General features: G+C 72.6%; 18 protein-coding genes. 5 read left to right on the plus strand and 13 right to left on the minus strand.

Going from position 1 to position 21,296, the window contains the following annotated elements; genetic code table 11:
- Positions 1 to 7 precede the first annotated feature (7 nt).
- The gene (locus tag QI633_RS20540) at positions 8 to 991 is read left to right on the plus strand and encodes a hypothetical protein (protein ID WP_282426912.1); all 984 of its coding nucleotides are present in this window, start codon (positions 8 to 10) and stop codon (positions 989 to 991) included.
- A 3-nt stretch (positions 992 to 994) separates the two neighbouring features.
- Here QI633_RS20540 and QI633_RS20545 read toward each other — a convergent pair whose 3' ends face one another.
- The gene (locus tag QI633_RS20545) at positions 995 to 1,291 is read right to left on the minus strand and encodes a hypothetical protein (protein ID WP_141797658.1); all 297 of its coding nucleotides are present in this window, start codon (positions 1,289 to 1,291) and stop codon (positions 995 to 997) included.
- A 73-nt stretch (positions 1,292 to 1,364) separates the two neighbouring features.
- Positions 1,365 to 2,675 (minus strand): HNH endonuclease signature motif containing protein, encoded by a 1,311-nt coding sequence (locus QI633_RS20550; RefSeq protein ID WP_282426913.1) that lies wholly within the window; start codon positions 2,673 to 2,675, stop codon positions 1,365 to 1,367.
- A 1,292-nt stretch (positions 2,676 to 3,967) separates the two neighbouring features.
- Here QI633_RS20550 and QI633_RS20555 point away from each other — a divergent pair.
- Positions 3,968 to 5,008, plus strand: a complete 1,041-nt coding sequence (locus tag QI633_RS20555) for a hypothetical protein (protein ID WP_282426914.1) — start codon at positions 3,968 to 3,970, stop codon at positions 5,006 to 5,008.
- Between the two features lie 120 nt (positions 5,009 to 5,128).
- Positions 5,129 to 6,466 (plus strand): fibronectin type III domain-containing protein, encoded by a 1,338-nt coding sequence (locus tag QI633_RS20560; RefSeq protein WP_282426915.1) that lies wholly within the window; start codon positions 5,129 to 5,131, stop codon positions 6,464 to 6,466.
- A 7-nt stretch (positions 6,467 to 6,473) separates the two neighbouring features.
- Here QI633_RS20560 and QI633_RS20565 read toward each other — a convergent pair whose 3' ends face one another.
- The 5 genes from QI633_RS20565 to tdh are packed head-to-tail and all read right to left on the minus strand — an operon-like array spanning position 6,474 to position 11,849.
- Positions 6,474 to 7,562 (minus strand): low specificity L-threonine aldolase, encoded by a 1,089-nt coding sequence (locus QI633_RS20565; RefSeq protein WP_282426916.1) that lies wholly within the window; start codon positions 7,560 to 7,562, stop codon positions 6,474 to 6,476.
- Positions 7,541 to 8,221 (minus strand): SDR family NAD(P)-dependent oxidoreductase, encoded by a 681-nt coding sequence (locus QI633_RS20570; RefSeq protein WP_282426917.1) that lies wholly within the window; start codon positions 8,219 to 8,221, stop codon positions 7,541 to 7,543. The genes QI633_RS20565 and QI633_RS20570 overlap by 22 nt, the downstream gene beginning before the upstream one ends.
- Positions 8,218 to 9,591 carry a DUF6421 family protein gene (locus tag QI633_RS20575; protein ID WP_282426918.1) on the minus strand — a complete coding sequence of 458 codons (1,374 nt, stop codon included), beginning with the start codon at positions 9,589 to 9,591 and terminating at the stop codon, positions 8,218 to 8,220. Before QI633_RS20575 ends, QI633_RS20570 begins: the two co-directional genes overlap by 4 nt.
- Positions 9,592 to 9,624: 33 nt before the next feature.
- Positions 9,625 to 10,806, minus strand: coding sequence for a glycine C-acetyltransferase (locus QI633_RS20580; protein ID WP_282426919.1), 1,182 nt, complete (start codon positions 10,804 to 10,806; stop codon positions 9,625 to 9,627).
- On the minus strand, positions 10,806 to 11,849 hold the full coding sequence (gene tdh / locus QI633_RS20585; RefSeq protein ID WP_141797650.1) for an L-threonine 3-dehydrogenase: 1,044 nt from the start codon (positions 11,847 to 11,849) through the stop codon (positions 10,806 to 10,808). Before tdh ends, QI633_RS20580 begins: the two co-directional genes overlap by 1 nt.
- A gap of 90 nt (positions 11,850 to 11,939) precedes the next feature.
- Here tdh and QI633_RS20590 point away from each other — a divergent pair, with 90 nt between their 5' ends.
- A complete protein-coding gene (locus QI633_RS20590) occupies positions 11,940 to 12,854 on the plus strand; it encodes a LysR family transcriptional regulator (RefSeq protein ID WP_282426920.1) in 915 nt (304 codons plus the stop codon).
- Between the two features lie 8 nt (positions 12,855 to 12,862).
- Positions 12,863 to 13,345: a nucleoside deaminase gene (locus QI633_RS20595; protein WP_282426921.1), complete on the plus strand. Its 483-nt coding sequence runs from the start codon at positions 12,863 to 12,865 to the stop codon at positions 13,343 to 13,345.
- A gap of 31 nt (positions 13,346 to 13,376) precedes the next feature.
- Here QI633_RS20595 and QI633_RS20600 read toward each other — a convergent pair whose 3' ends face one another.
- The 6 genes from QI633_RS20600 to QI633_RS20625 all read right to left on the minus strand — a co-directional run bounded on the left by QI633_RS20600 (position 13,377) and on the right by QI633_RS20625 (position 21,205).
- Complete coding sequence (locus QI633_RS20600) at positions 13,377 to 13,910, minus strand: hypothetical protein (RefSeq protein WP_141797647.1); 534 nt, start codon at positions 13,908 to 13,910, stop codon at positions 13,377 to 13,379.
- Positions 13,907 to 16,036 carry a transglutaminase domain-containing protein gene (locus tag QI633_RS20605; protein WP_282429316.1) on the minus strand — a complete coding sequence of 710 codons (2,130 nt, stop codon included), beginning with the start codon at positions 16,034 to 16,036 and terminating at the stop codon, positions 13,907 to 13,909. The genes QI633_RS20600 and QI633_RS20605 overlap by 4 nt, the downstream gene beginning before the upstream one ends.
- Positions 16,037 to 16,043: 7 nt before the next feature.
- On the minus strand, positions 16,044 to 16,661 hold the full coding sequence (locus tag QI633_RS20610; protein WP_141797645.1) for a hypothetical protein: 618 nt from the start codon (positions 16,659 to 16,661) through the stop codon (positions 16,044 to 16,046).
- Between the two features lie 82 nt (positions 16,662 to 16,743).
- Positions 16,744 to 17,556 carry a xanthine dehydrogenase accessory protein XdhC gene (gene xdhC / locus QI633_RS20615; RefSeq protein WP_282426922.1) on the minus strand — a complete coding sequence of 271 codons (813 nt, stop codon included), beginning with the start codon at positions 17,554 to 17,556 and terminating at the stop codon, positions 16,744 to 16,746.
- A gap of 2 nt (positions 17,557 to 17,558) precedes the next feature.
- Complete coding sequence (xdhB, locus tag QI633_RS20620; RefSeq protein ID WP_282426923.1) at positions 17,559 to 19,805, minus strand: xanthine dehydrogenase molybdopterin binding subunit; 2,247 nt, start codon at positions 19,803 to 19,805, stop codon at positions 17,559 to 17,561.
- Positions 19,802 to 21,205: an FAD binding domain-containing protein gene (locus tag QI633_RS20625; protein WP_282426924.1), complete on the minus strand. Its 1,404-nt coding sequence runs from the start codon at positions 21,203 to 21,205 to the stop codon at positions 19,802 to 19,804. Before QI633_RS20625 ends, xdhB begins: the two co-directional genes overlap by 4 nt.
- Positions 21,206 to 21,296: the final 91 nt, after the last annotated feature.

The raw sequence follows: 21,296 nt of genomic DNA on the forward strand, positions 1-21,296 counted from the left end.
GGGGCCCATGCGGAACCCCCGGCGCCTCGCTCTCCTCGCCGTCGGTGCGGCCCTCGCCGGCACCTCGCTGTCCGGCTGCGCCCTGCTCGACGGGAGCTCGCGGCTCGAGGAGGCGCTGGAGTACCTCCCCGCCGACGCCACCACCGTCTCCTTCGTCGACCGCGCTGCGATCGCCGACCGGGTCGGCGACGGGTCGCCGGAGACGGCGTACGGCACCGAGCTGTCGCGCTGGTCCGCGGTCATGGACGACGCCGCCTTCGACGACTCCGACATCGAGTGGGAGGGCGTCGCGAACGGCGAGGGGGTCGGCCGGGTGTGGAAGATGTCCGAGGACCTCGACTTCGACGCCGTCGCGGCCGACCTCGAGGACGCCGGGTTCGAGCGGTCCGGGTCCTCCGAACGCCCGGTGTTCGAGGCCGACCTCGCCGACGCCGACGCGACCGGCCTGATCGGGGGCCGCTATCCGGCGGCCCCGCTGCTGACGCTCGCGCTCGTCCCCGACGAGGAGCTGATCGTCTCGGGCTCCGACGTCCCGGCGTTGCTGGACGTCGTCACCGACGACGCCGACTCGCTCGCCGACGCCGGCAGCTTCGGCGACCTGGTCGACACCGCCGACGACCAGGATGCGCTGGAGTACGCCGCCTTGACCGTCGAGCCGTCGTGCGGCGGGCCCGGGCGGCTCAGTCCCGAGCAGGCCGCCCAGCAGTACGAGGGCCTGCTCCGTCCCGACGCCGGCATGGCGCTGTTCGCCACCGGCGGCCAGCTCTTCGGCGTCCGGCTGTTCGCGGACGAGAAGGACGCGACGGCGGATGCCGAGGGCCTGACGTCCTACCTCGACGAGGAGGCCGACGCCACCGGCTTCGACGCCGACCTCGACGTGGCTCGCGACGGTCGGGCGGTGCTGGCCACGGCCGGTCCCGAAGCCCGGCAGGTCATGGCGCAGGCGTGGTTGCGGGCGGACGGCCCGTTCGCCTGCCCGCTGGGGAAGTAGCGCCTACTCCGGGCGCTTGATCCGCTTCGGCGCGTCCGGGAGCGGCAGGACGAACCCCGCCTTGGTGGGCGGCTCCACCGGGCCCGGGTCCTCGTCGTCGTGGTCCAGCCAGCCGTCGTAGGTCTCCACCAGCATCTCGAGCTGGATCTCCGGAGCGTCGGTCACGACGGCCCACGGGTGGTCCTCGTCGTCGTCCTCGCCGGCGAGACGCTCGCGGACGACCTCGGCGGCGAAGCCGCCACGGACCAGCACCAGAGCGGCCGCCCGGGCGTCGTCCTCGTCGAAGAAGATTCCGCGCATGCGCTCATCCTCCCAGACCCGGACACGCCGGTGCCCCCGCGACCGATGGTTCGCGGGGTTCGGGGCGGGGTGGCTACTGGTCGGGTGGGCTGGGGTCGCTGGTGTCGCTGGTGTCGTGGAGGGGGTGTGTGCCGCGGTGGTCGACGCGGAACCGGAACCCGCTGGGGCTGGTCCACACATAGGTCGCCGGCATCGGGGTCTCGTAGCGCCACAGTGAGTGGGTCTTCGCGCGGTGATGGCGCCGACACAGCGGGACTTCGTTGCACGGACAGGTCGGACCACCCTGGCCGTGGGGGCGGGCGTGGTCGATGTCGCAGCGTTGCGCGAGTCGGGTGCAGTGGGGGAACCGACAGGTGGGATCGCGGAGGATCACGCGGGTCCTGTGGCGGTCGGGGATCTCGTAGGCCGTGACGGGGACGTGGTCGGCCAGGTCGATGACCGGCCGCTCGATGATCGTGGTGCCCTTCGACCGCAGCCATTCGCGGATCTGCGCGGTGGCGATGGGGCAACGTCCTTCGTCCCACCGGCCGACCGGGTTCTGCCCGGTCAGGGTGGTGTCAGTGACGTGCACGTTCAGGATCACCTTGCGGCCCGGGACAGTCGCGACGACCTCGCCGGTGTCGGCGTCGGGGAGCAACAGGTCCAGTGCGAGGTCGTGGCGGGCGAGCTCCGCGGCAGCCTTGGCGCGGCGCACGTCGAGGGTCGAGTCGTCACCGAGCCGACCCAGGACCTCGGCTCGTCGGGACACAGCCAGGTCGAGGTCGTGACCGTCGGCGGCGTCCAGGAGTCCGTCGAGGTGGACCAGCCCGTGCTCGTCGACCTCGCTGATGTCGAAATGCCGCTGGTCGGCGGCCGCCTTCCGGTCGGCCTCGGCGCGTTCGGGGTCGAACCGCAGCACTGCTTCGGTGACGAGGCGTTCGAGCTGGGCCCAGCCGACCCCGGAGGCGTTGAACAGCTGCCGGTCCACGAACGCAGCCGCATCGGCCGAGAGGCCGTGGGTGAGGTCGGCGATCCGTTCGGCCCGCCACGGCGCGAGCTTCCCGGCAACGACAGCGGCGTAGACGTTCGGCAGCCGCCACGCGCACTCGATCACCCGCCCGACATACGCCCTGCCGCCGTCAGGGGACCTGCCGAGGACAGCGACCAGCTCCATCAACGCGAACTCCGACACCAACGGGGCACCGGGCCCCGCGATCGGGACGCCGGTGTCGAGGTAGCCCTCGGTGATCGTCGCGGCCCCTTCGGGGCCGGTCACGACGTGGTCGCTGGCCCATTCCACGATCGCGGTCCATTCGCGGACCAGGGAGGCCTGGCGTCCTTCGACCTCGGCGCGCAGCCCGGACAGCAGGGCTGCTGTCGTGCGGGGCTGGGTTCCGAGATCCATGACTGGATTCTCCCACCCACCTCCGACACAATCACGCGTCGGAAACCCGCCTGTGGACAGGGGAAACTCGATCCGTGGGGTGTGGAGAACCGACGTCTCCAGCTGCCACTGAAGTGGCGTCGCGGACCGTAGCCCGACCGCCAGACCCCGCCACCTCGACGCCTTCCTCGTCGCTGCCCTTTCGGAACGCAACGACCTACGGAGCCGAAGCCCGAGCACAGTTCCGGCAGCACGGTCAGAGGTCTCGAGACGGTCGCTGCGCGACCTCCTCGACCACCGGGGCATGCGGACCGTAGCCCGACCGCCGAACCCAGCCACCTCGACGCCTTCCTCGCCAGCGCCTCTCAGAACGCAACCACTACGCAGCCGAAGCCCGAGCAGAGTTCCGGCAGCATGGCCAGAGGTCTCGTGACGGTCGCTGCGCGACCTCCTCGACCACCGGGGGATGCGGACCGCAGCCCGACCGCCGAACCCGGGCCACCTCCCGACTCCCTCGTCGCTGCCCTTTCGGAACGAGACCGGCTACGGAGCCGAAGCCCGCGGACAGTTCCGGCAGCACGGCCAGAGGTCTCGAGACGGTCGCTGCGCGACCTCCTCGACCACCGGGGACGCTGCGCGACCTCCTCGACCACCGGGGACGCTGCGCGACCTCCTCGACCACCGGGGGATGCGGACCGCAGCCCGACCGCCGAACCCGGGCCACCTCGACGCCTTCCTCGTCGCTGCCCATTCGGAACGAGACCGGCTACGGAGCCGAAGCCCGCGGACAGTTCCGGCAGCACGGTCAGGGGTCTCGTGACGGTCGCTGCGCGACCTCCTCGACCACCGGGGTCGCTGCGCGACCTCCTCGACCACCGGGGGATGCGGACCGTAGCCCGACCGCCGGACCCAGCCACCTCGACGCCTTCCTCGTCGCTGCCCATTCGGAACGAAACCGGCTACGGAGCCGAAGCCCGCGGACAGTTCCGGCAGCACGGTCAGGGGTCTCGTGACGGTCGCTGCGCGACCTCCTCGACCACCGGGCACGCTGACCGTAGCCCGACCGCCAGACCCAGCCACCTCGACGCCTTCCTCGTCGCCGCCCTTTCGGAACGAAACCGGCTACGGAGCCGAAGCCCGCGCAGAGTTCCGGCAGCACGGTCAGGGGTCTCGTGACGGTCGCTGCGCGACCTCCTCGACCACCGGGGACGCTGCGCGACCTCCTCGACCACCGGGAGGGACCGCGCGACCTCCTCGACCACCCGGAACGCTGCGCCACCGCGGACAACGAAGGCTCGGCTACCGTGGCGGCCGTGTCCGGACTTCACCTGACCCGCACCGCCGAGAACAGCGACGAGATCGACGCGCTCGCCGCGGCGCTGAGCGCCGATGGCGGCGGCCGCGTGGGGATCGCGGCGATGGCGCCCGACCTGCCGTACCGGATGCGCCGGACCTTCGCTCCGCTCCCCCGGATGCTCGGTCTCAAGGTGAGCAGCGCGTGGACCTGGGAGGCCGCGGACCGGCGGGACACGAACTGGTACCCGCAGGGCATCACCACCTCGGTGCACACCGGCTTCCGGGAGGCGCACGGGCACGACGTGCTGGTGACGTCGTGGTACGCCCGCAAGGCCGGTGGGTCGCGGATCAGCGTGGTCGACCTCGAGCGCCGCCGCTACGGCCACGTGCTGCTGGTGGTCCCCACTGTCGACGACGGCAAGGCAGGCTTCCGGCCGCTGAAGGTGCATGCCGGCGGCATCGTGTGGCACGGCGACTTCCTCCACGTCGCGGCGACCGGCGCGGGGATCCACAGCGCGCACGTGGCCGACGTGCTGCGGGTGCCGGCCGGGTCGTCGTACAACACCTTCGGGCACCGCTACGTGCTCCCCGTCCGGTTCACCCAGGAGAGCGGGCACGACGAGGGCGTGGAGCGGTTGCGCTACTCGTTCCTCACCCTCGACCGCAGCCACGACGAGCCGGCCCTCGTCGTCGGCGAGTACGGCTCGGCCGCGCAGACGCGGCGGGTGGCGCGGTTCGCGATCGACCCCGACAGCGGGCTGCCGCGGCACGAGGTCGACGGCCGCTCGGTCCCCGAGGTCGACGACCGCGGCGTGCCGCGGATGCAGGGCGTGGCCGCGATCGACGGCACCTACTACGTGAGCCGGTCGCGCGGTCGGCGCAAGCCGGGATCGGTGTACGTCGGCCGGCCCGGTGCGTTCCGCGAGCACCGGTGGGCGACCCCGCCGGGTCCGGAGGACCTGGTCTGGTGGCCGGAGACCGGCTGCCTGTGGTCGGTCAGCGAGCACCCGCGCAAGCGGTGGGTGTTCGGGATGCGCCGGGAGGATCTGCCGGCCTGACCGCGCGGCTCGGCAGGGCGCCCGAAACCTCATCCGAAGGTTTTCCGAAGACCGGCCCGTCATCCTCCTCGCGAGGGTCGACGTCCAGGCGGCCCCGACGGGACGACCGGAGGTTTCGCCATGCAGGGACGTTCGCTCGACGGGCCGGGAGGCGGCCGGCTGGTCGCGGTGCTGCTGTCGCTCGGGGCCGCATTGCTCGCCTGCCTCGTCGTCACCAGCCCAGCGGTGGCCGCGACGGTGCCGGGCGCTCCGACCGGCTTGGTCGTCACCCCCGGGGACGGCGTGGTCGACCTGTCGTGGACCGCACCGGCCTCCGATGGAGGCTCGGCCATCACGGGCTACCGGGTCGACGTGTCGACCGACGGTGGCGCCCACTGGGCGACCATCGGCACGACGGGCGACGCGAGCACGACGGCGCACTCCTCAGGCGTCATGAACAACGTCAGCTACCTGGTGCGCATCGCCGCGGTCAACGCCGTCGGCACCGGACCCGAGTCCGCCGCGTCCGCACCCTTCATCCCGTCGCCGCTGCCGGCGCCGCCCACCGACGTCTCCGGCGCGGTCTGGCCCGCTCCGGACGGCGAGGTGTTCGTGACCTGGACGCCCTCGCCGGCCCCCAGCGGCCGGACGCTGGCGAGCTTCCTCGTCCAGTGGTCGAGCAACGGCGGAAGCAGCTGGTCCGCGCCTGTCCCCACCGGCTCGGCGGGCGCCGCCTTCCTCGTGACGCAACTGCCCAAGGGGGCGACCTACCTCTTCCGGGTGGCGGCGAAGACCGACGGCGGTGTGGTCGGGACGTACTCGGTCCCCTCGGCACCGGTCCTCGTGCCGGCGGATCCGGTCATCGTGCCGCCGACGACACCCACCAACGTCGTCGGCATCCCCGACAACACGGCGGTGCACCTCACCTGGACCGCATCGACCGCCAGCGGCGGCGCGCAGATCAGCTTCTACACCATCGAGTGGTCGCTCGACGGCGTCACCTGGCCGGGCCACCTCGACAGCACCGGGAGCGCATCGCCGTCCTTCACCGTGACGAACCTGGCCAACGGCGTCGCGTACCGCTTCCGGGTCCAGGCCCACGACAACGGTGGCGCGGTGGGTGACTTCTCCGCCCCCTCGGCTCCCGTCGTCCCGGGCTCCGCTCCCGGCACCCCTCCGGGCGGCCCGGCGCCCGCCACCAGCCTCACCCTGACCGCGACGCCGCACGCGGTGACGCGCGGCCGCAAGGTCACCCTGTCCGGCACGATCAGCCCGGCGACCAACGGCGTACCCGTCAGCCTCCAGGTCTGGCGACACGGGTCCTGGACGACCCTCCGCGCCTCGATCGCCCAGTCCGGCTTCCGGTTCCGGCTCAAGGAGCGCAAGGTCGGCAGGCTCCGCTACCGCGTCGTGGCGGCCGCGACGGCGACGACCCTGGCCAGCACCTCGCCGGTGGTGAAGGTGAGGGTCCGGGACTGACAGCCCGTCAGGCCCGGCCCATCTCCTCGCGCAAGGCACCGAGGAATGCGTCGACGTCGTCCTCGGTCGTGTCGAACGAGCACATCCAGCGCACGTCGCCGGCGGCCTCGTCCCAGAAGTAGAAGCGGTGGCGCTCCATCAGCCGGCGGCTGACGTCGTGGGGCAGCCAGGCGAAGACGCCGTTGGCCTGCACCGGGTAGAGCAGCTCGACCCCGTCGATCTCGCGCACACCGGCCGCGAGGCGCTGCGCCATGGCGTTGGCGTGGCCGGCCAGGCGCAACCAGAGCCCGTCGGCGAGCAGCGCCTCGAACTGCACGGAGACGAAGCGCATCTTGCTGGCCAGCTGCATCGACAGCTTGCGCAGGTGCTTGAGGTGGCTCACGCCGTCGGGGTTGAGGATGACGACGGCCTCGCCGGCGAGGGCACCGTTCTTGGTGGCGCCGAAGGAGAGCACGTCGACGCCGGCGTCGGAGGTGAACGACCGCAGCGGTACGTCGAGCGCGGCCGCGGCGTTCGCGAGCCGCGCGCCGTCCAGGTGCAGGCGCATCCCGAGTCCGTGGGCGTGCTCGGCGAGCGCGCGCACCTCGTCGGGCGTGTAGAGCGTGCCGAGCTCGGTTGACTGGGTGATCGAGACGACCTGCGGCATGGCCCGGTGCTCGTCGTCGAAGCCCCAGGCGTGCTTGTCGACCAGCGCGGGGGTGAGCTTGCCGTCGGGGGTGGCGACGGGGTGCAGCTTGAGGCCGCCCATCCGCTCGGGGGCGCCGCCCTCGTCGACGTTGATGTGGGCGGTCTCGGCGCAGATCACCGCGCCCCAGCGGTCGGTGAGCGCCTGGAGACCGACGACATTGGCGCCGGTGCCGTTGAAGACGGGGTACGCCTCGACGCCGTCGCCGAACAGCCCCGCCATGATCACCTGCAGGTGCTCGGTGTAGGCGTCCTCGCCGTACGACACCTGGTGGCCGCCGTTGGCCAGCGCGATCGCGGCCAGCACCTCGGGGTGCACGCCCGCGTAGTTGTCGCTGGCGAACTGGCGGGCCTCGGGGTCGTGTCGCCGGTGCGCAGCCGTCGAGGTGGTCAGGGTCGCGGCGTCAGCCACAGTCGCTCTCCGTTCAGCTCGGCGCTCGGCCGGTCCCACAGACCGGCGATCGTCTCGGCCAGGTCGTCGACGTGGGTGAAGCCGGCGAACGCGGCGTCCGGGCGGGCGGCGCGCATCGCGTCGTCGAGGAGGGCCTTGACCACCAGGATCGTAGCGGCGGCGTCCCCGTCGGCCCGGGCGAAGGCGTGGCCCAGGGCGAGGGTCCAGGCCTCGGCGGCAGCCTTGGCGGCGGCGTACGACGCGTTGCCCGCGGTCGGCTGCCCGGCGCCGGCGGCGCTGACCACCACGAACCGGCCTCCCGACTCCACCAGCGCCTCCTGCGCCGCCAGGGAGGTGTGCTGCAGGGTGCGGACCAGGAGCGGCTCGAGCACCGCCCAGTGGTCCAGCGCCTCGGCCGTCAGGCCCTTGCCGCCGCGCCAGCCGCCGACGAGGTGCACGACGCCGTCGAGCCGGCCGTGGACGGCCACGACGTCGTCGATCCAGGACCGGGTCGCGTCCGGGTCGAGCAGGTCGACCACGCTGGCCTCGGCCTCCAGGCCGTCGAGACGGGTCGGGTCGGCGTCGGCAGCAGCGATGAGGACGCCGTCGGCCGCGAGCCGGCGTACGACGGCGCGACCGGCCGGGCCGCCGGCACCGGCGACCGCGATGACCCGGGTCATGCGGCGGCGGTGATGCCGCGGGTCTCCGCGATCACGTTCTTGAGCTTCTTGGCCAGGGCCTCGAAGAACATGCTCAGCGGGAACTCGTCGGCCAGCACGTCGTCGACCAGCTCGCGCGGCTGCTTGGAGAAGTCGAGCGCGTCGGCGCCGCGGGCCCACTTGGAGGCCGGGTGCGGCGCGAGGTAGCGGCTGACCAGCTCGTAGGCGGCCTGCCAGTGCACGATCTTCGGGCGGTCGATGCCGTCGCGGTAGAGCTGCTCGATCTCGGCGCACAGCGCGTTGGTGACCTGGGGCGCGAGGTCCCAGTCGATGCGCAGCTTGTTGTCGGTCCAGCGGATCGCGTCGTGCTTGTGCAGGTAGGCGAACAGCAGCTGGCCGCCGAGGCCGTCGTAGTTGCGGGTGCGCTCGCCGGTGACCGGGAACCGGAACATCCGGTCGAGCAGGATCGCGTGCTGCGCGTCGGCGGCGACCTCGTTGCCCTCCGCCTCGAGCTCGACGGCCGCCTTGAACGCGGTCAGGTCGCAGCGCAGCTCCTCCAGGCCGTACATCCAGAACGGCTGGCGCTGCTTGATCATGAACGGGTCGAACGGCAGGTCGCCGTGGCTGTGCGCGCGGTCGTGGATCATGTCCCAGAGCACGAAGGCGTCCTGGCTGCGCTGCTGGTCCTCGAGCAGGCCGCGGACCTCGTCGGGGAGCTCGACGCCGAGCAGGTCGACGGCGGCGGTGCCGACACGGCGGAAGCGGGCGGCCTCGCGGTCGCAGAAGATGCCGCCCCAGCTGAACCGCTCGGGCACCTCGCGCACTGCGACGGTCTCGGGGAAGAGCACCGCCGAGTTGGTGTCGTAGCCGCTGGTGAAGTCCTCGAACGCGATGCCGCAGAACAGCGGGTTGTCGTAGCGGGTGGCCTCGAGGTCGGCGAGCCACTCGGGCCACACCATCCGGAAGACGACGGCCTCGAGGTTGCGGTTCGGGTTGCCGTTCTGGGTGTACATCGGGAACACGACGAGGTGCTGGCGGCCGTCGATCCGCTCGGCGGCGGGCTGGAAGGCCAGCAGCGAGTCGAGGAAGTCCGGTACGCCGAAGCCCGCGTCGGCCCAGCGGCGCAGGTCGGCGACGAGTGCACGGTGGTAGGCCGCGTCGTGCGGCAGCAGCGGCGAGAGCGCCTCGACGGCCTCCACGACGCGGGTCACCGCGGCGGCGACGGTCTCGCGGGACGGGGCGCTGTCGGCGGCGAGGTCGACGGAGCCGTCGGCGAGCTGCCAGGTGCGGACCTGCTCGACGGCGCCCTTCAGCGCGTGCCAGGACGGATCCGCCACCACGGCGTCATCACCGGTGTCGATGCGGTCAGCGAGCGAGAGAACGTCCGTCATGAGACCTATTGAACAGGAGATCTTCCTGTTCGATCAAGCCTGCGCCGCCTCTCGTCCTGCAATGAACGCCTCCACGCAGCGTCGTACCTGCTCCTCGGTGTGCGCGGCGGACAGCTGGACCCGGATCCGGGCCTCGCCGCGGGGGACCACGGGGAAGCTGAACGCGGTCACGTACACGCCGTGCTTCTGCATCTCGTCGGCCACCCGGGCGGTGAGGGCTGCGTCGCCGAACATCACCGGGACGATCGGGTGCTCGCCGGGGAGCAGGTCGAAGCCCTCGGCCTCCATCAGCTCGCGGAACAGCCGCGCGTTGGCCTGCAGCCGCTCACGCAGCTCGCCCGAGCCCTCGACCAGGTCGAGCGCGCGCAGCGTGCCGGCGACGATGGCCGGAGCGAGGGTGTTGGAGAACAGGTACGGACGCGAGCGCTGGCGCAGCAGGGCGACGATCTCGCGGTGCGAGGAGACGTAGCCGCCGGACGCGCCGCCGAGGGCCTTGCCGAAGGTGCCGGTGTAGATGTCGACCCGGTCGGCCACGCCGCACAGCTCGGGGGTGCCGCGACCGCCGGCGCCGATGAAGCCGACGGCGTGGGAGTCGTCGACGAGCACGAGGGCGTCGTACCTGTCGGCGAGGTCGCAGATCTCGCGCAGCGGCGCGATGTAGCCGTCCATCGAGAAGACCCCGTCGGTGACGACCACCCGGAACCGGGCGTCGGCCGCGGACTGCAGCTGGGCCTCGAGGTCGGCCATGTCGCGGTTGGCGTACCGCAGGCGGCGGGCCTTGGAGAGCCGGATGCCGTCGATGATCGAGGCGTGGTTGAGGGCGTCGGAGATGATCGCGTCCTCGGCCCCGAAGAGGGTCTCGAAGACGCCGCCGTTGGCGTCGAAGCACGACGAGTAGAGGATCGTGTCCTCGGTGCCGAGGAATGCGGCGATCCGGCGCTCGAGCTCGAGGTGCTGCTCCTGCGTGCCGCAGATGAAGCGGACGCTGGCCAGGCCGTAGCCCCACTCGTCGAGCGCGCCGCGCGCCGCCTCGAGCAGCCGCGGGTCGTCGGCGAGGCCCAGGTAGTTGTTGGCGCAGAAGTTGAGCACCTCGGCGCCGTCAGCGACGATCTCGGCCTTCTGCGGCCCGCGGATGCCGCGCTCGCGCTTGGTCAGCCCGGCCTGCTCGATCTCGTCGAGCTCGGCGGTGAGGTGGTTCCTGAAGTTCCCGTACATCACAGCTCCGTCCAGTCCAGCACGACCTTGCCGACCCCGGCGGACGCCGCGATCTCGAATCCCCGCTCCCAGTCCCGCGCGGGCAGGCGGTCGGAGATGACCGACCCGATCGCCGTACGCAGCGTGCTGCTCGACTGCAGCATCGCCCCCATGGCGTTCCAGGTCTCGAACATCTCGCGACCGTAGATCCCCTTGAGGGTCAGCATGTGGGTGACGACCTTGCCCCAGTCGATCGCGAACGGCGCACTGGGCAGGCCGAGCATGGCGATCCGGCCACCGTGGTTCATGTTGTCGATCATCTGCGGCAGCGCCGACGGGGCGCCACTCATCTCGAAGCCGATGTCGAAGCCCTCACGCATGTGCAGGGCCTGCTGTACGTCGGCCACGGACCCGGTCGACACGTCGACGACCGCGTCCGCGCCCATGCCCCGGGCCAGCTCGAGGCGGGCGGGGCTGACGTCGGTGCCGACGACGTACCGCGCGCCGACGTGGCGGGCGATCGCGATGGCCATCAGCCCGATCGGGCCGCAGCCCGTGACGAGCACGTCCTCGCCGACGAGCGGGAACGCGAGCGCGGTGTGCACGGCGTTGCCGAGCGGGTCGAAGATCGCGCCGAGGTCGGGGTCGACGTCGGGGTGGTGCACCCACACGTTGCTGGCGGGGAGGCTGAGGTACTGCGCGAACGCGCCGTCGCGCTGCACGCCCAGGCCGATCGTCCGGATGCACATCTGGCGCCGGCCGGCGCGGCAGTTGCGGCAGGTACCGCACACGATGTGGCCCTCGCCGGACACCCGGTCGCCCACCGCGACGTCGGTGACGAGCGGGCCGACCTCGACCACCTCGCCGTAGAACTCGTGGCCGGGAGTGAGCGGCGCCCTGACCGCACCCGCGGCCCACTCGTCCCAGCGCAGGATGTGGAGGTCGGTGCCGCAGATGCCGGTGCGGAGCACCTTGATGATCACCTCGGCCGGACCGCACGTGGGGTCCGGGCGGTCGACGAGCTCGAGCCCTGGGGCCGCCTCGGCCTTGTAGAGCGCCTTCATGGGTCCATTGCATCGCCGGGAGACCGTGCAGAGCAACGGCCACTTCCTGCACCGTCCCTTAAGCAAACGCTTCACCGTAGGCTGGGCCCCGTGGAGATCCACCAGCTCACCATCCTGCGCGAGCTCGGCGCCCTCGGCAGCGTCACCGCCGTGGCCGAGTCGCTCCACGTCTCGCCGTCGGCCGTGTCGCAGCACCTGGCCGCGCTCCAGCGCCAGTTCGGTACGCCGCTCACGCGCCGCGACGGGCGGGTGCTCACCCTGACCGACGCCGGGCGGGTCCTCGCCCGGGCCGGTGCCGACGTCATCGACGCGATGGCGGCCGCGCGCGGCGCGGTCGAGGAGTTCGAGGCCGCGCCGGGCGGCACGGTGACGTTGAGCAGCTTCCACAGCGCCGGCCAGGCCGTGTTCGGCCCCCTGCTGCGCGAGCTCGGCCGCGACCCCGACGCCCCCGAGCTGCGGCTGACCGACGAGGACGTCGCTCAGCGCGACTTCCCGGCGCTGACCGCGCAGTACGACCTCGTGCTCGCCCACCGGATGGAGCACAGCCCGCCGTGGCCCACCGACGACCTGCACGTCGTCACCCTGGCCCGCGAGCCCCTCGACGTCGCCCTGCCCGCCGACCACCCGCTCGCCGCCCGCGAGCGGCTCCGCCCGCGCGACGTCGTCGGCGAGCGCTGGGTGACCAGCCGGGTCGGCTACTCCCCCGACGACGTCCTGATCGCCGTCGCCGCGCTCACCCGCCGCAACGCCGAGGTGGTCCACCGGGTCAACGACTACGGCGCCGTCGCCGCCCTCGTGGCCGCCGGCTCCGGGATCGGCCTGCTCCCGCGCTACACCTCCGCCCATCCGTACGACGACGTCGTGCTCCGCCCGCTCCACGGACTGAGCACCAGCCGCACCATCGACGTGCTCGCTCGGCCGGAGACGCTGCGCCGCCGCTCGGCACAGCACGTCGTGCAGGCGCTGCGCCGCGTGATGGAGCGGCTCGTGGCCTCGCAGGGTTGAATGACGTCATGGATCTCAGTCCGGACAACGGTGGGGCCTGGTTGGCGCGTGCGGTCGAGCTGGCGACCGCGAACGTCGCCGCCGGCGGCGGGCCCTTCGGCGCGGTGATCGTGCGGGACGGCGTCCTCGTCGCCGAGGGCCAGAACCGGGTCACCCGCGACCTCGACCCCACCGCCCACGCCGAGGTGACCGCGATCCGCGCGGCATGCACGTCGCTGGCGACCTTCGAGCTGACCGGCTGCACGCTCTACACCTCGTGCGAGCCGTGCCCGCTGTGCGTGTCCGCGTCGCTGTGGGCGCGCCTCGACCGGGTGGTGTACGCCGCCGACCGCGACGACGCCGCCCGCGGAGGGTTCGACGACCGGGCGTTCTACGAGCTGTTCGACCGGCCGCGCTCGGAGTGGACGATGACCGTGTCCCGCGTCGCGACCCCCGACGCCGCCGCGCCCTTCGACGCCTGGCTGGCCAACGAGACGCGCACGGCCTACTGACCCGTTGACCTGCCGCGAACTCACCGTGGGGTCAGGCGAGCACGGCGACGGTGATGACAGTCACGAGGAGCGCGAGGAGCAGGCCGGCCACGAAGCCGACGCTCAGCAGGACGCCGTAGCCGACCCGACGTACCTGCCCACCCTGCTGCCTCAGTGTCGCCAGGAACTGGGGACCTCCCTGGCGGGCGAAGGCGGCGGCATCCGCGGCGACGTTGCCGGCCCGGGCCGCCGTGCTGGTGCCGTGGACGACCTCCGCCCCCGCGAGGCCGGCGACGGATCCGGTGGCCGCCAGGCCGGACCCGACGACCGGGCCGTGCGGCCGGGCGAGCACCGGGTACGCCGTCCCGGCGACCGTGACGGTGATCCGCTGCGCGGCGGAGGAGATCCGCGCCTGCCGGACCGGGACCCGGAAGACGTCGACGAAGCCCGTCGGGCTCTGGCCCGGTGCGAGCAGCGCGACCCGGCCGTCCTCGACGACCAGCCAGGCCGGTACGCCGCCGAACGTGCCGGGTGCCATCCAGTGGCCCTGGAAGGCGGCACGGGGCTGCGGGTAGGCGGCGTTCATCGGGTGGCGTACTGGCTGAGGTAGGCGTCTGACATCCAGGTGTCGCGCTCGGTGCGCAGGGCGTCGCCGGTGAACTGCGCGTCGCGGATCAGCAGGTACTTGGTGCCCCACTGGGGGTTCCACCCTCCGCGCGGGTCGTTCCAGGTGACGTCGACCGCGCGCCAGCTGTCGCCGACCTTGACCTTGTTCCACGCGTGCCCGCCGCCGTCGGCCAGCTCGCCCGAGACGACGACCGACTCGATGCCCGCCTCCTCGGCGAGGGTCTGGAAGGCGTAGGCGTAGCTCATGCACACGCCGGTGCCGCTGACCAGGATCCCGTCGGTCTCCCAGGCGTAGCGGAAGTTCGCCGGGGTGTCGGAGCGGTACTTGCCCGGCGACGCGTCGATCGCGGCGTGGTCGTAGTCGGCGTTGTCCACGAGGTAGCGGTTGATGGCCGCCACCTTGTCGGACACGCTCATCCCGGCGGAGATCTGGCTCTTCACGACCTCCTCGGCCCGGTCGGCGATCTTCTTCTGCCGCGACTGCAGCTCCGCCACGGAGTACGCCGCCTCGACCTGGATCACGGTGCCGTCGAACGAGAACGTGTCGAAGTACGCCAGGGCGTAGGGGTTCTGGTAGACCGCCTCGCTCAACGCGTCCTGGACGTCGGGCAGGCCCGGCTGGTCGGCGAACTCGGAGATGTCGATGGCCGTGGAGCCCGCGATCAGCTGCCCGGCGATGAACTTCGTGAGCTCGTTGCTGCCGAACACCGGGTAGTCCGGCGGGGGCAGCTCGGGGGCCGGCTTCTTGGGCAGGTCGGCGCGGATCACGATGCCCGCCTCGTCCAGTCCGGCGAGCGGGTAGTCGCGCTGCGCGCGCTCGTTGAACGTCGCGACGGCGGCGTCGATGTCGTCGACGGCAGCGACGGGGATGCGGACCGGATCCACCAGCCGAGTCCCCCGGCCCCGCAGCGGGACCACCCAGTCGTCCCCGTCGCGGGTCACCTCGGCCCGGTCGACGCTCGCACCGGTCGCCCGGGTCGAGCCGTCGATGGAGACGAACAGGAACCGGCTCGGCAGCGCCGCGAGGCCCTGCCCGGCGAGGTCGGCTCCCTGGTCCCACTTCCGGTCCGACCGGACCGGAAGGGTCTCGAGGCCGTTGAAGTCGATCGGTGTCGCGACCGACGGCTTGCGGTCGACGACCGCGACGACACCGAGCCTGGCGTCGATCTTCTCGGGGACCAGCTGTGGCAGGGACGCCTGGGTCGACCCGTCGACCGTGGTCAGCTTCAGTACGTCGTTCTGGGTGCAGCTGTGGAGGCACTTCTTCGTCGTGGCCGACGACCACGTCGCCTCGGTCGTGCGGCCGAGCACCTGCACGGTGTCGTCGAGGTCGGCACGCCGCTGCTCCAGGACGACGAGGTACTCGCTCGCGCCCTCGACCGGGGTCCACTCCAGCAGCGCGTCGCCGTCGGGGGTCACCGTCGAGGTGACCTGCGCCGGCGCGGTGGCCTCGGAGACGAAGTCGACCTGCGTGACGAGCGGTCGCGGCCGCTTCGTGCCGTCGGGCGTGAGGTACTGCACGACGTACACGTGCGGGTTGAGGTTCCAGAACGTGCCGAGGTCGGCCAGCGTGCCCTTCACCTCGCCGTCCCGGCGCGTGATGTGGGACCGCTGAAGGCGCACCGGTGAGATGGCCAGGTGCGGGTCGTCGTCGGGGGAGGTCACGTCCGGCAGGATCATGACCGGCACCGGCTTGGTCAGCGCCGCGTCGGCGTACACCTCGATCTTGCCGGGGTCGCCCTGCCAGGGATCCTTGGCGTCGGCGTCGTAGGTCGCCGCGATGCTCAGGTCGGCATCGGTGCCGACACCGGTGACGGCCATCGAGTAGTCGTAGCCCGGTACCGCACTTTCGACGTCGGCGGTCGTCGGGAGCTCGGCACGGGAGTCCTCGAGCAGCCGCTCCCGCAGCGCCTCCGACCGGCTCTTCCGGTCCTCCCGCTCCTCGCCGTCGTCGCCGAGCACCAGCACCACGGTGAGACCGACGACCAGGACGATCACGAGACCGAGCGAGCCGAGGACGGCAAGCCAGGGGAAGCGACGTCGCGGAGCCGGGGCGGGCCAGCCCGGCGGGTGGGGAGCCGACATCACTCCATCACTCCTCGTCCATCCAGCTGGGCGTGTTGAGGGTCGGCGCCGTGATCTTCGGTACCGGCTGGTTCCCCCGGTCGGGGAAGGTGTCCTGGCACTCCTCGAGAACAGCGCGCTGCGCGTCCTGGATCTCGGTGTGCTGGGCCGTGAGATCGTCCGGCAGGGTGGTCTCGGGGTACTCGCCCCGGCTCAGCGCATCCTCGGCGGCCTGCTTCCACTCCCGAAGCGCCCGATAGTAGGAGACCTTGACGGTGGCCTCCTGCTCCACCAGCGCCGCGACGTCGTCGTCGGTGATGTCGGCGAGCGCCGCGTCGTACAGCTCCTGCACCTTGTCGGGGTCGAACTCGGTGGCCGCCCAGATCTCGCTGCTCAGCACCACGTCCGTGTAGACCTCGCACGACGCCTCGTGCGCGCCACCGGCGTCGCCGGCCGAGTCGCCCGAGCCGTCGGAGTCGTCACCGCGGACGACGAGGGCGACGATGCCGATCACGCCCAGGACCAGCACCAGCCCGACCGCCAGCAGCGCGATGGTCAGTCCGGTGCGGCTGCGCTTCGGCGGGGGGCCGGACGGCGCCGCCCAGGTCTGGGCATGCGGGGGCGGGGGCGGCGGGGGGTAGCTCATGGCGGGGCCGGGTCCTTACGCGCGACGGGGCGGCCCGCGTTCTCAGCAAGCCATCTCAACGCTGTTGAACCTAACCTGTCGCTCACGCCTCCAAACGCGCGGCGCCGCTGGTCGTGAGCAACTCCACAGCAACCGCCAGCGCGATCCGGGCCGGCTTTTTGCCGCTCACCGCCGGGTCGCCGATCGGCGTGTGCACGCGGGCGATGGCGGTCGCGTCGTGGCCGAGCCCGGCGAGCCGGGCCCGGAAGCGGGTCCACTTGGCGCTGGAGCCGATCAGCCCGATCGAGCCGGGTACGTCGGAGCGGAGCAGCGCGTCGAGCAGGGCGAGGTCCTCCGCGTGGTCGTGGGTGAGGACGAGGACATCGGTGCCGACGGGCAGGTCAGCGACGACGAGCTCGGGCAGCACGGGCACCCGGTGCACCCGTACGTCGGCCGGCCCGGTGAGCACGGGGGCCAGGCGGTCGTCGGCGAGCTGGTCGGCGCGGGAGTCGACGAGGTGCAGCTCGAGGTCGTGGCGGCTGAGCAGCAGGGCCAGCTCGAGCCCGACGTGGCCCATCCCGAAGACCGCGACCGATCTCCGGACCGGCACGGGCTCGTAGAGGAGCCTCACCTGCCCGCCGCAGCACTGCACGCCGTGCTCCGTCGGCGCCCGGTCGGAGAGGTCGTGCGTCTGCGTGGTCGCGCAGGTGGCAGCGTCGCGCAGCAGCACCCGCGCCCGTCGTACGGCGGTCTCCTCGAGGTTCCCGCCGCCGATGCTCCCCCACGTCCGGTCGGCCGCCACGACCAGCTTGGCGCCGGCCGCGCGCGGGGCGTGGCCGCGGACCTCCGCGATCGTCACGATCACGCCCGGGGTCCGCGTGGCGCGGAGGTGCTGGAGCGCGCGCAGCCAGTCCATGCTCAGCTCCTGACCCGCTCGATCGCCCACCAGACCGCCTCGGGTGTCGCCGGGGAGGCCAGCTCGACCGACCTGCTGGTTGAGCCTGTCGAAACCCCGAAGGCGGCGACCGCGTCGCGCAGCGCCTCGCGCACGGAGAACGCGAGCATCAGCGGCGGCTCACCGACGGCCTTGGAGCCGTAGACCACGCCGTCCTCGGTGGCCCGTTCGAGCAGCGCGACCCGCAGGTCGGCAGGGAGCTCGGACAGGCTCGGCAGCTTGTACGTCGACGCGGACTGCGTCGCGAGCCTCCCCCGATGGGGGCCGTCCGAACTGTCCCAGCGCAGGTCCTCGAGGGTCAGCCAGCCCACGCCCTGCAGGAACCCGCCCTCGACCTGGCCGAGGTCGACCAGCGGGGAGAGGCTGTCGCCGACGTCGTGGACGATGTCGACCCGGCGCACGGCGTACGCACCGGTGAATCCGTCGACCTCGACCTCGGCGGCGGCGACACCGTAGGCGAAGTACTTGAACGGGTGACCGGTCATCGTGGTCGCGTCCCAGGACAGGCCCTCGGTGCGGTAGAAGCCGGCGGCCCAGAGCTGGACCCGGTCGAGGTAGGCCGTCCGCACGACGTCCTGCCAGGACGCGTCCTCGCCGAGGCGGGCCCGCACGGGAGCGATCCGCGCCAGGATCTGGTCGCAGGCGTCCTTGACCGCGGCGCCGTTGAGGTCCGCGCCGGAGCTGGCAGCGGTGGCCGAGGTGTTGGGCACCTTGTCGGTGCGGGTCGGTGCGAGCCGGACGCGCTCGACCGGCAGGTCGAGCGCGGTGGCGGCGACCTGCAGCATCTTCGTGTGGAGCCCTTGGCCCATCTCGGTGCCGCCGTGGTTGATCAGCACCGAGCCGTCCTTGTAGACGTGCACGAGGGCGCCCGCCTGGTTGAAGGACGTGAAGTTGAACGAGATGCCGAACTTCACCGGCGTGATCGCCAGACCCCGCTTGGAATGGGGGCTCCCGGCGTTGTGACGCTCGACCTCCTTGCGTCGCACGGCGTACTCACTGGTGTCGAGGACCTGCTGCCAGGCGCGGTCGAGGCGCTCGGCGTGCCGCACCGGCTGTCCGTACGGGGTGGCCTGGCCCTCGACGTAGAAGTTGCGGCGGCGCAGCTCCTCGGGCGCCAGGCCGAGCAGGGGCGCGCACCGACCGAGGACGTCCTCGATGACGAGCATCCCCTGGGGGCCGCCGAAGCCGCGGAACGCGGTCTGGGAGGTGGTGTGAGTGCGGGCGATCCGGCCGGCGACCCGGACGTGCGGGACCCAGTACGCGTTGTCGATGTGGCACAGCGCCCGCGAGAGCACGGGCTCGGAGAGGTCGAGGCTCCAGCCGCCGTCGGAGGTGAGCGTCGCGTCGAGCGCCTGCAGCCGGCCGTCGTCGTCGAAGCCGACCCTCCACGTGGCGTGGAAGCCGTGCCTCTTGCCGCTCATGGTCATGTCCTGCTGGCGGGTGAGCCGCACCCGCACCGGGCGGCCGGTGAGGGTGGCGCCGAGGGCCGCGACGGCGGCGTACCCGTGGGGTTGCATCTCCTTGCCGCCGAACCCGCCGCCCATCCGCAGGCACTGCACGGTCACCTGGTGGCTGGCCAGGCCGAGCACGTGGGCGACGATCTCCTGGGTCTCGGTGGGGTGCTGGGTGCTGGCTTGCACGAACACCTGGCCGTCGTCGTCGACCTGGGCGAAGGACGCATGTGTCTCGAGGTAGAAGTGCTCCTGGCCGGCGAGCTCGGTCACGCCCTCGAAGACCCGCGTGCTGGCAGCGAGTCCGGCCTCGACGTCGCCGCGCTCCATGGTCGGCCGCGCGCCCTGGAACGAGCCGGCGGCGATGGCGTCGGCGAGCGTGACGAGGGACGGCAGGTCGTCGTACGACACGTCGACGGACTCCGCGCCGAGGCGGGCGGCCTCGAGCGTCTCGCCGAGCACCCACGCGACCGCCTGGCCGTGGAACATCACCTCGTCGGGGAACAGCGGCTCGTCGTGCTTGGTGCCGGAGTCGTTGACGCCGGGGACGTCGGCCGCGGTCAGGACCCGCACCACACCGGGGATCCGGTACGCCGGCCGCGGGTCGAGGTGCGTGATCCGGGCGTGCGCGTGGGGCGCCTGGACCGGGTGGGCGTGCAGGACGCCGGGCGCGCGCAGGGCGAGGTCGTCGGTGTAGAGCGCGCGGCCGGTGACGTGGAGGGCCGCGGCCTCGTGGGGGCGCGCCTCGCCGACGCTCATGACCGCACCCCCTCGGTCGTCTCGGCGAGCAGTCGCGGGAGCGCCTGGCCGAGCATCGCCGTGCGGTAGGCGGCACTCGCGCGGTGGTCGTCGAGCGGCGTGCCGGCCTCGGCCAGCGCTGTCGCGGCCGGGGCGATGCCGTCGGGAGTCCAGGCGCGGCCGACGAGGGCCCGCTCGGCAGCGGTCGCGCGGATCGGGGTGGCCGCCACTCCGCCGAGCCCGATCGCCGCCCTGCGCACGGTGCCCGCCTCGATGTCGAGCGCGAAGGCCACGGCCACCGAGGAGATGTCGTCGAAGCGGCGCTTGGCGATCTTGTGGAAGGCGGTGGTCGTGGCGAGCGGGAGCGGCACCCGGATCCGGGCGATCAGCTCCCCGGGCTGCCGCACCGACCGGCGGTAGCCGGTGAAGAAGTCGGTGAGCGGGACCGTGCGCTCCCCGTCGCGGCCGACCATCACGAGATCGGCGTCGAGGGCGAGCAGCGCGGGCGGCAGGTCGCCGATGGGTGAGCCGGTGCCGAGGTTGCCGCCGATGGTCGCGCCGTTGCGGATCAGCCGGGACGCGAACTGCGGGAACACCGCGTCCAGCAGGGGAATCCGGCCCTCCAGCCGGCGCTCGGCCTCGCTGAGCGTGACGGCCGAGCCGATCTCGACCACGCCATCGGCGACGCTCAGGCCGCGCAGCTCGTCGAGCCGGTCGATGGCGACCAGCAGGCCCGGGCGGGAGCCGCGGAGGTTGGCCTCGACGCCAAGGTCGGTCGAGCCCGCGACGGCGACCGCGCCGGGCTCGGCGAGGAGGCTCAGTGCCTCGTCGAGGGTCGCGGGGCGGACCCAGCCCGCGACGCGGTGCTGTGGGACGGGTGGTGGCGCGGTCGTCGTACGGACAGCGAGGGGGTCATCGGCCGCCGGGGCGCCCAGCGCCTCCGCGGCGTCGACGATCGGGCGGTAGCCGGTGCAGCGGCACAGGTTGCCGGACAGGGCGTGGTGGTCGAAGGAGGCGCGGCCCGGCCGGTAGTACTCGGCGGCCATGCTGCACACGAATCCCGGCGTGCAGTAGCCGCACTGCGAGCCGCCCCGGACGGCCATCTCGTGCTGGACGGGGTGCAGCGCGTCCGGCGTACCGAGGCCCTCGGCGGTGACGACCTCCTGCCCGGCGAGCGCGGCGGCCGGCACCAGGCAGGCGTTGATCGCGGTCCACTCGGTCGGCGCGTCGATCCCGGGCTTCGCGAGCAGGACGGCGCAGGCGCCACACTCCCCCTCGGCGCACCCCTCCTTGGCACCGGTGAGCCCCTGGCCGCGCAGCCAGTCGAGCGCGGTGAGCGGCGGCTGGGCGCCGAGGAGCGCCCGGGCGGCTCCGTTGACCGTGACGGCTGCGCCCGGCCCTGGAGCCGGATCCGTGCTCATCACTGCCAACGTTAGGTCATGGAGCCACCGGGAAGGGGCGGGTTGCGCGACCCCGGCGGTTGAGGTGCGAGGAGCGCCAGCGACGAGCCTC

Origin of the sequence: Nocardioides sp. QY071, assembly GCF_029961765.1 — a bacterium.
Classification (GTDB): Bacteria; Actinomycetota; Actinomycetes; order Propionibacteriales; family Nocardioidaceae; genus Nocardioides.

What these genes read in the sequence shown, in the direction of transcription:
- xdhB (WP_282426923.1), bottom strand. Translation starts at nt 19,805, where the DNA reads ATGAGCGTCGGCGAGGCGCGCCCCCACGAGGCCGCGGCCCTCCACGTC.
- QI633_RS20580 (WP_282426919.1), bottom strand. Translation starts at nt 10,806, where the DNA reads ATGTACGGGAACTTCAGGAACCACCTCACCGCCGAGCTCGACGAGATC.
- QI633_RS20545 (WP_141797658.1), bottom strand. Translation starts at nt 1,291, where the DNA reads ATGCGCGGAATCTTCTTCGACGAGGACGACGCCCGGGCGGCCGCTCTG.
- QI633_RS20605 (WP_282429316.1), bottom strand. Translation starts at nt 16,036, where the DNA reads ATGTCGGCTCCCCACCCGCCGGGCTGGCCCGCCCCGGCTCCGCGACGT.
- xdhC (WP_282426922.1), bottom strand. Translation starts at nt 17,556, where the DNA reads ATGGACTGGCTGCGCGCGCTCCAGCACCTCCGCGCCACGCGGACCCCG.
- QI633_RS20550 (WP_282426913.1), bottom strand. Translation starts at nt 2,675, where the DNA reads ATGGATCTCGGAACCCAGCCCCGCACGACAGCAGCCCTGCTGTCCGGG.
- QI633_RS20575 (WP_282426918.1), bottom strand. Translation starts at nt 9,591, where the DNA reads ATGACGGACGTTCTCTCGCTCGCTGACCGCATCGACACCGGTGATGAC.
- tdh (WP_141797650.1), bottom strand. Translation starts at nt 11,849, where the DNA reads ATGAAGGCGCTCTACAAGGCCGAGGCGGCCCCAGGGCTCGAGCTCGTC.
- QI633_RS20625 (WP_282426924.1), bottom strand. Translation starts at nt 21,205, where the DNA reads ATGAGCACGGATCCGGCTCCAGGGCCGGGCGCAGCCGTCACGGTCAAC.
- QI633_RS20570 (WP_282426917.1), bottom strand. Translation starts at nt 8,221, where the DNA reads ATGACCCGGGTCATCGCGGTCGCCGGTGCCGGCGGCCCGGCCGGTCGC.
- QI633_RS20600 (WP_141797647.1), bottom strand. Translation starts at nt 13,910, where the DNA reads ATGAACGCCGCCTACCCGCAGCCCCGTGCCGCCTTCCAGGGCCACTGG.
- QI633_RS20540 (WP_282426912.1), top strand. Translation starts at nt 8, where the DNA reads ATGCGGAACCCCCGGCGCCTCGCTCTCCTCGCCGTCGGTGCGGCCCTC.
- QI633_RS20560 (WP_282426915.1), top strand. Translation starts at nt 5,129, where the DNA reads ATGCAGGGACGTTCGCTCGACGGGCCGGGAGGCGGCCGGCTGGTCGCG.
- QI633_RS20595 (WP_282426921.1), top strand. Translation starts at nt 12,863, where the DNA reads ATGGATCTCAGTCCGGACAACGGTGGGGCCTGGTTGGCGCGTGCGGTC.
- QI633_RS20610 (WP_141797645.1), bottom strand. Translation starts at nt 16,661, where the DNA reads ATGAGCTACCCCCCGCCGCCCCCGCCCCCGCATGCCCAGACCTGGGCG.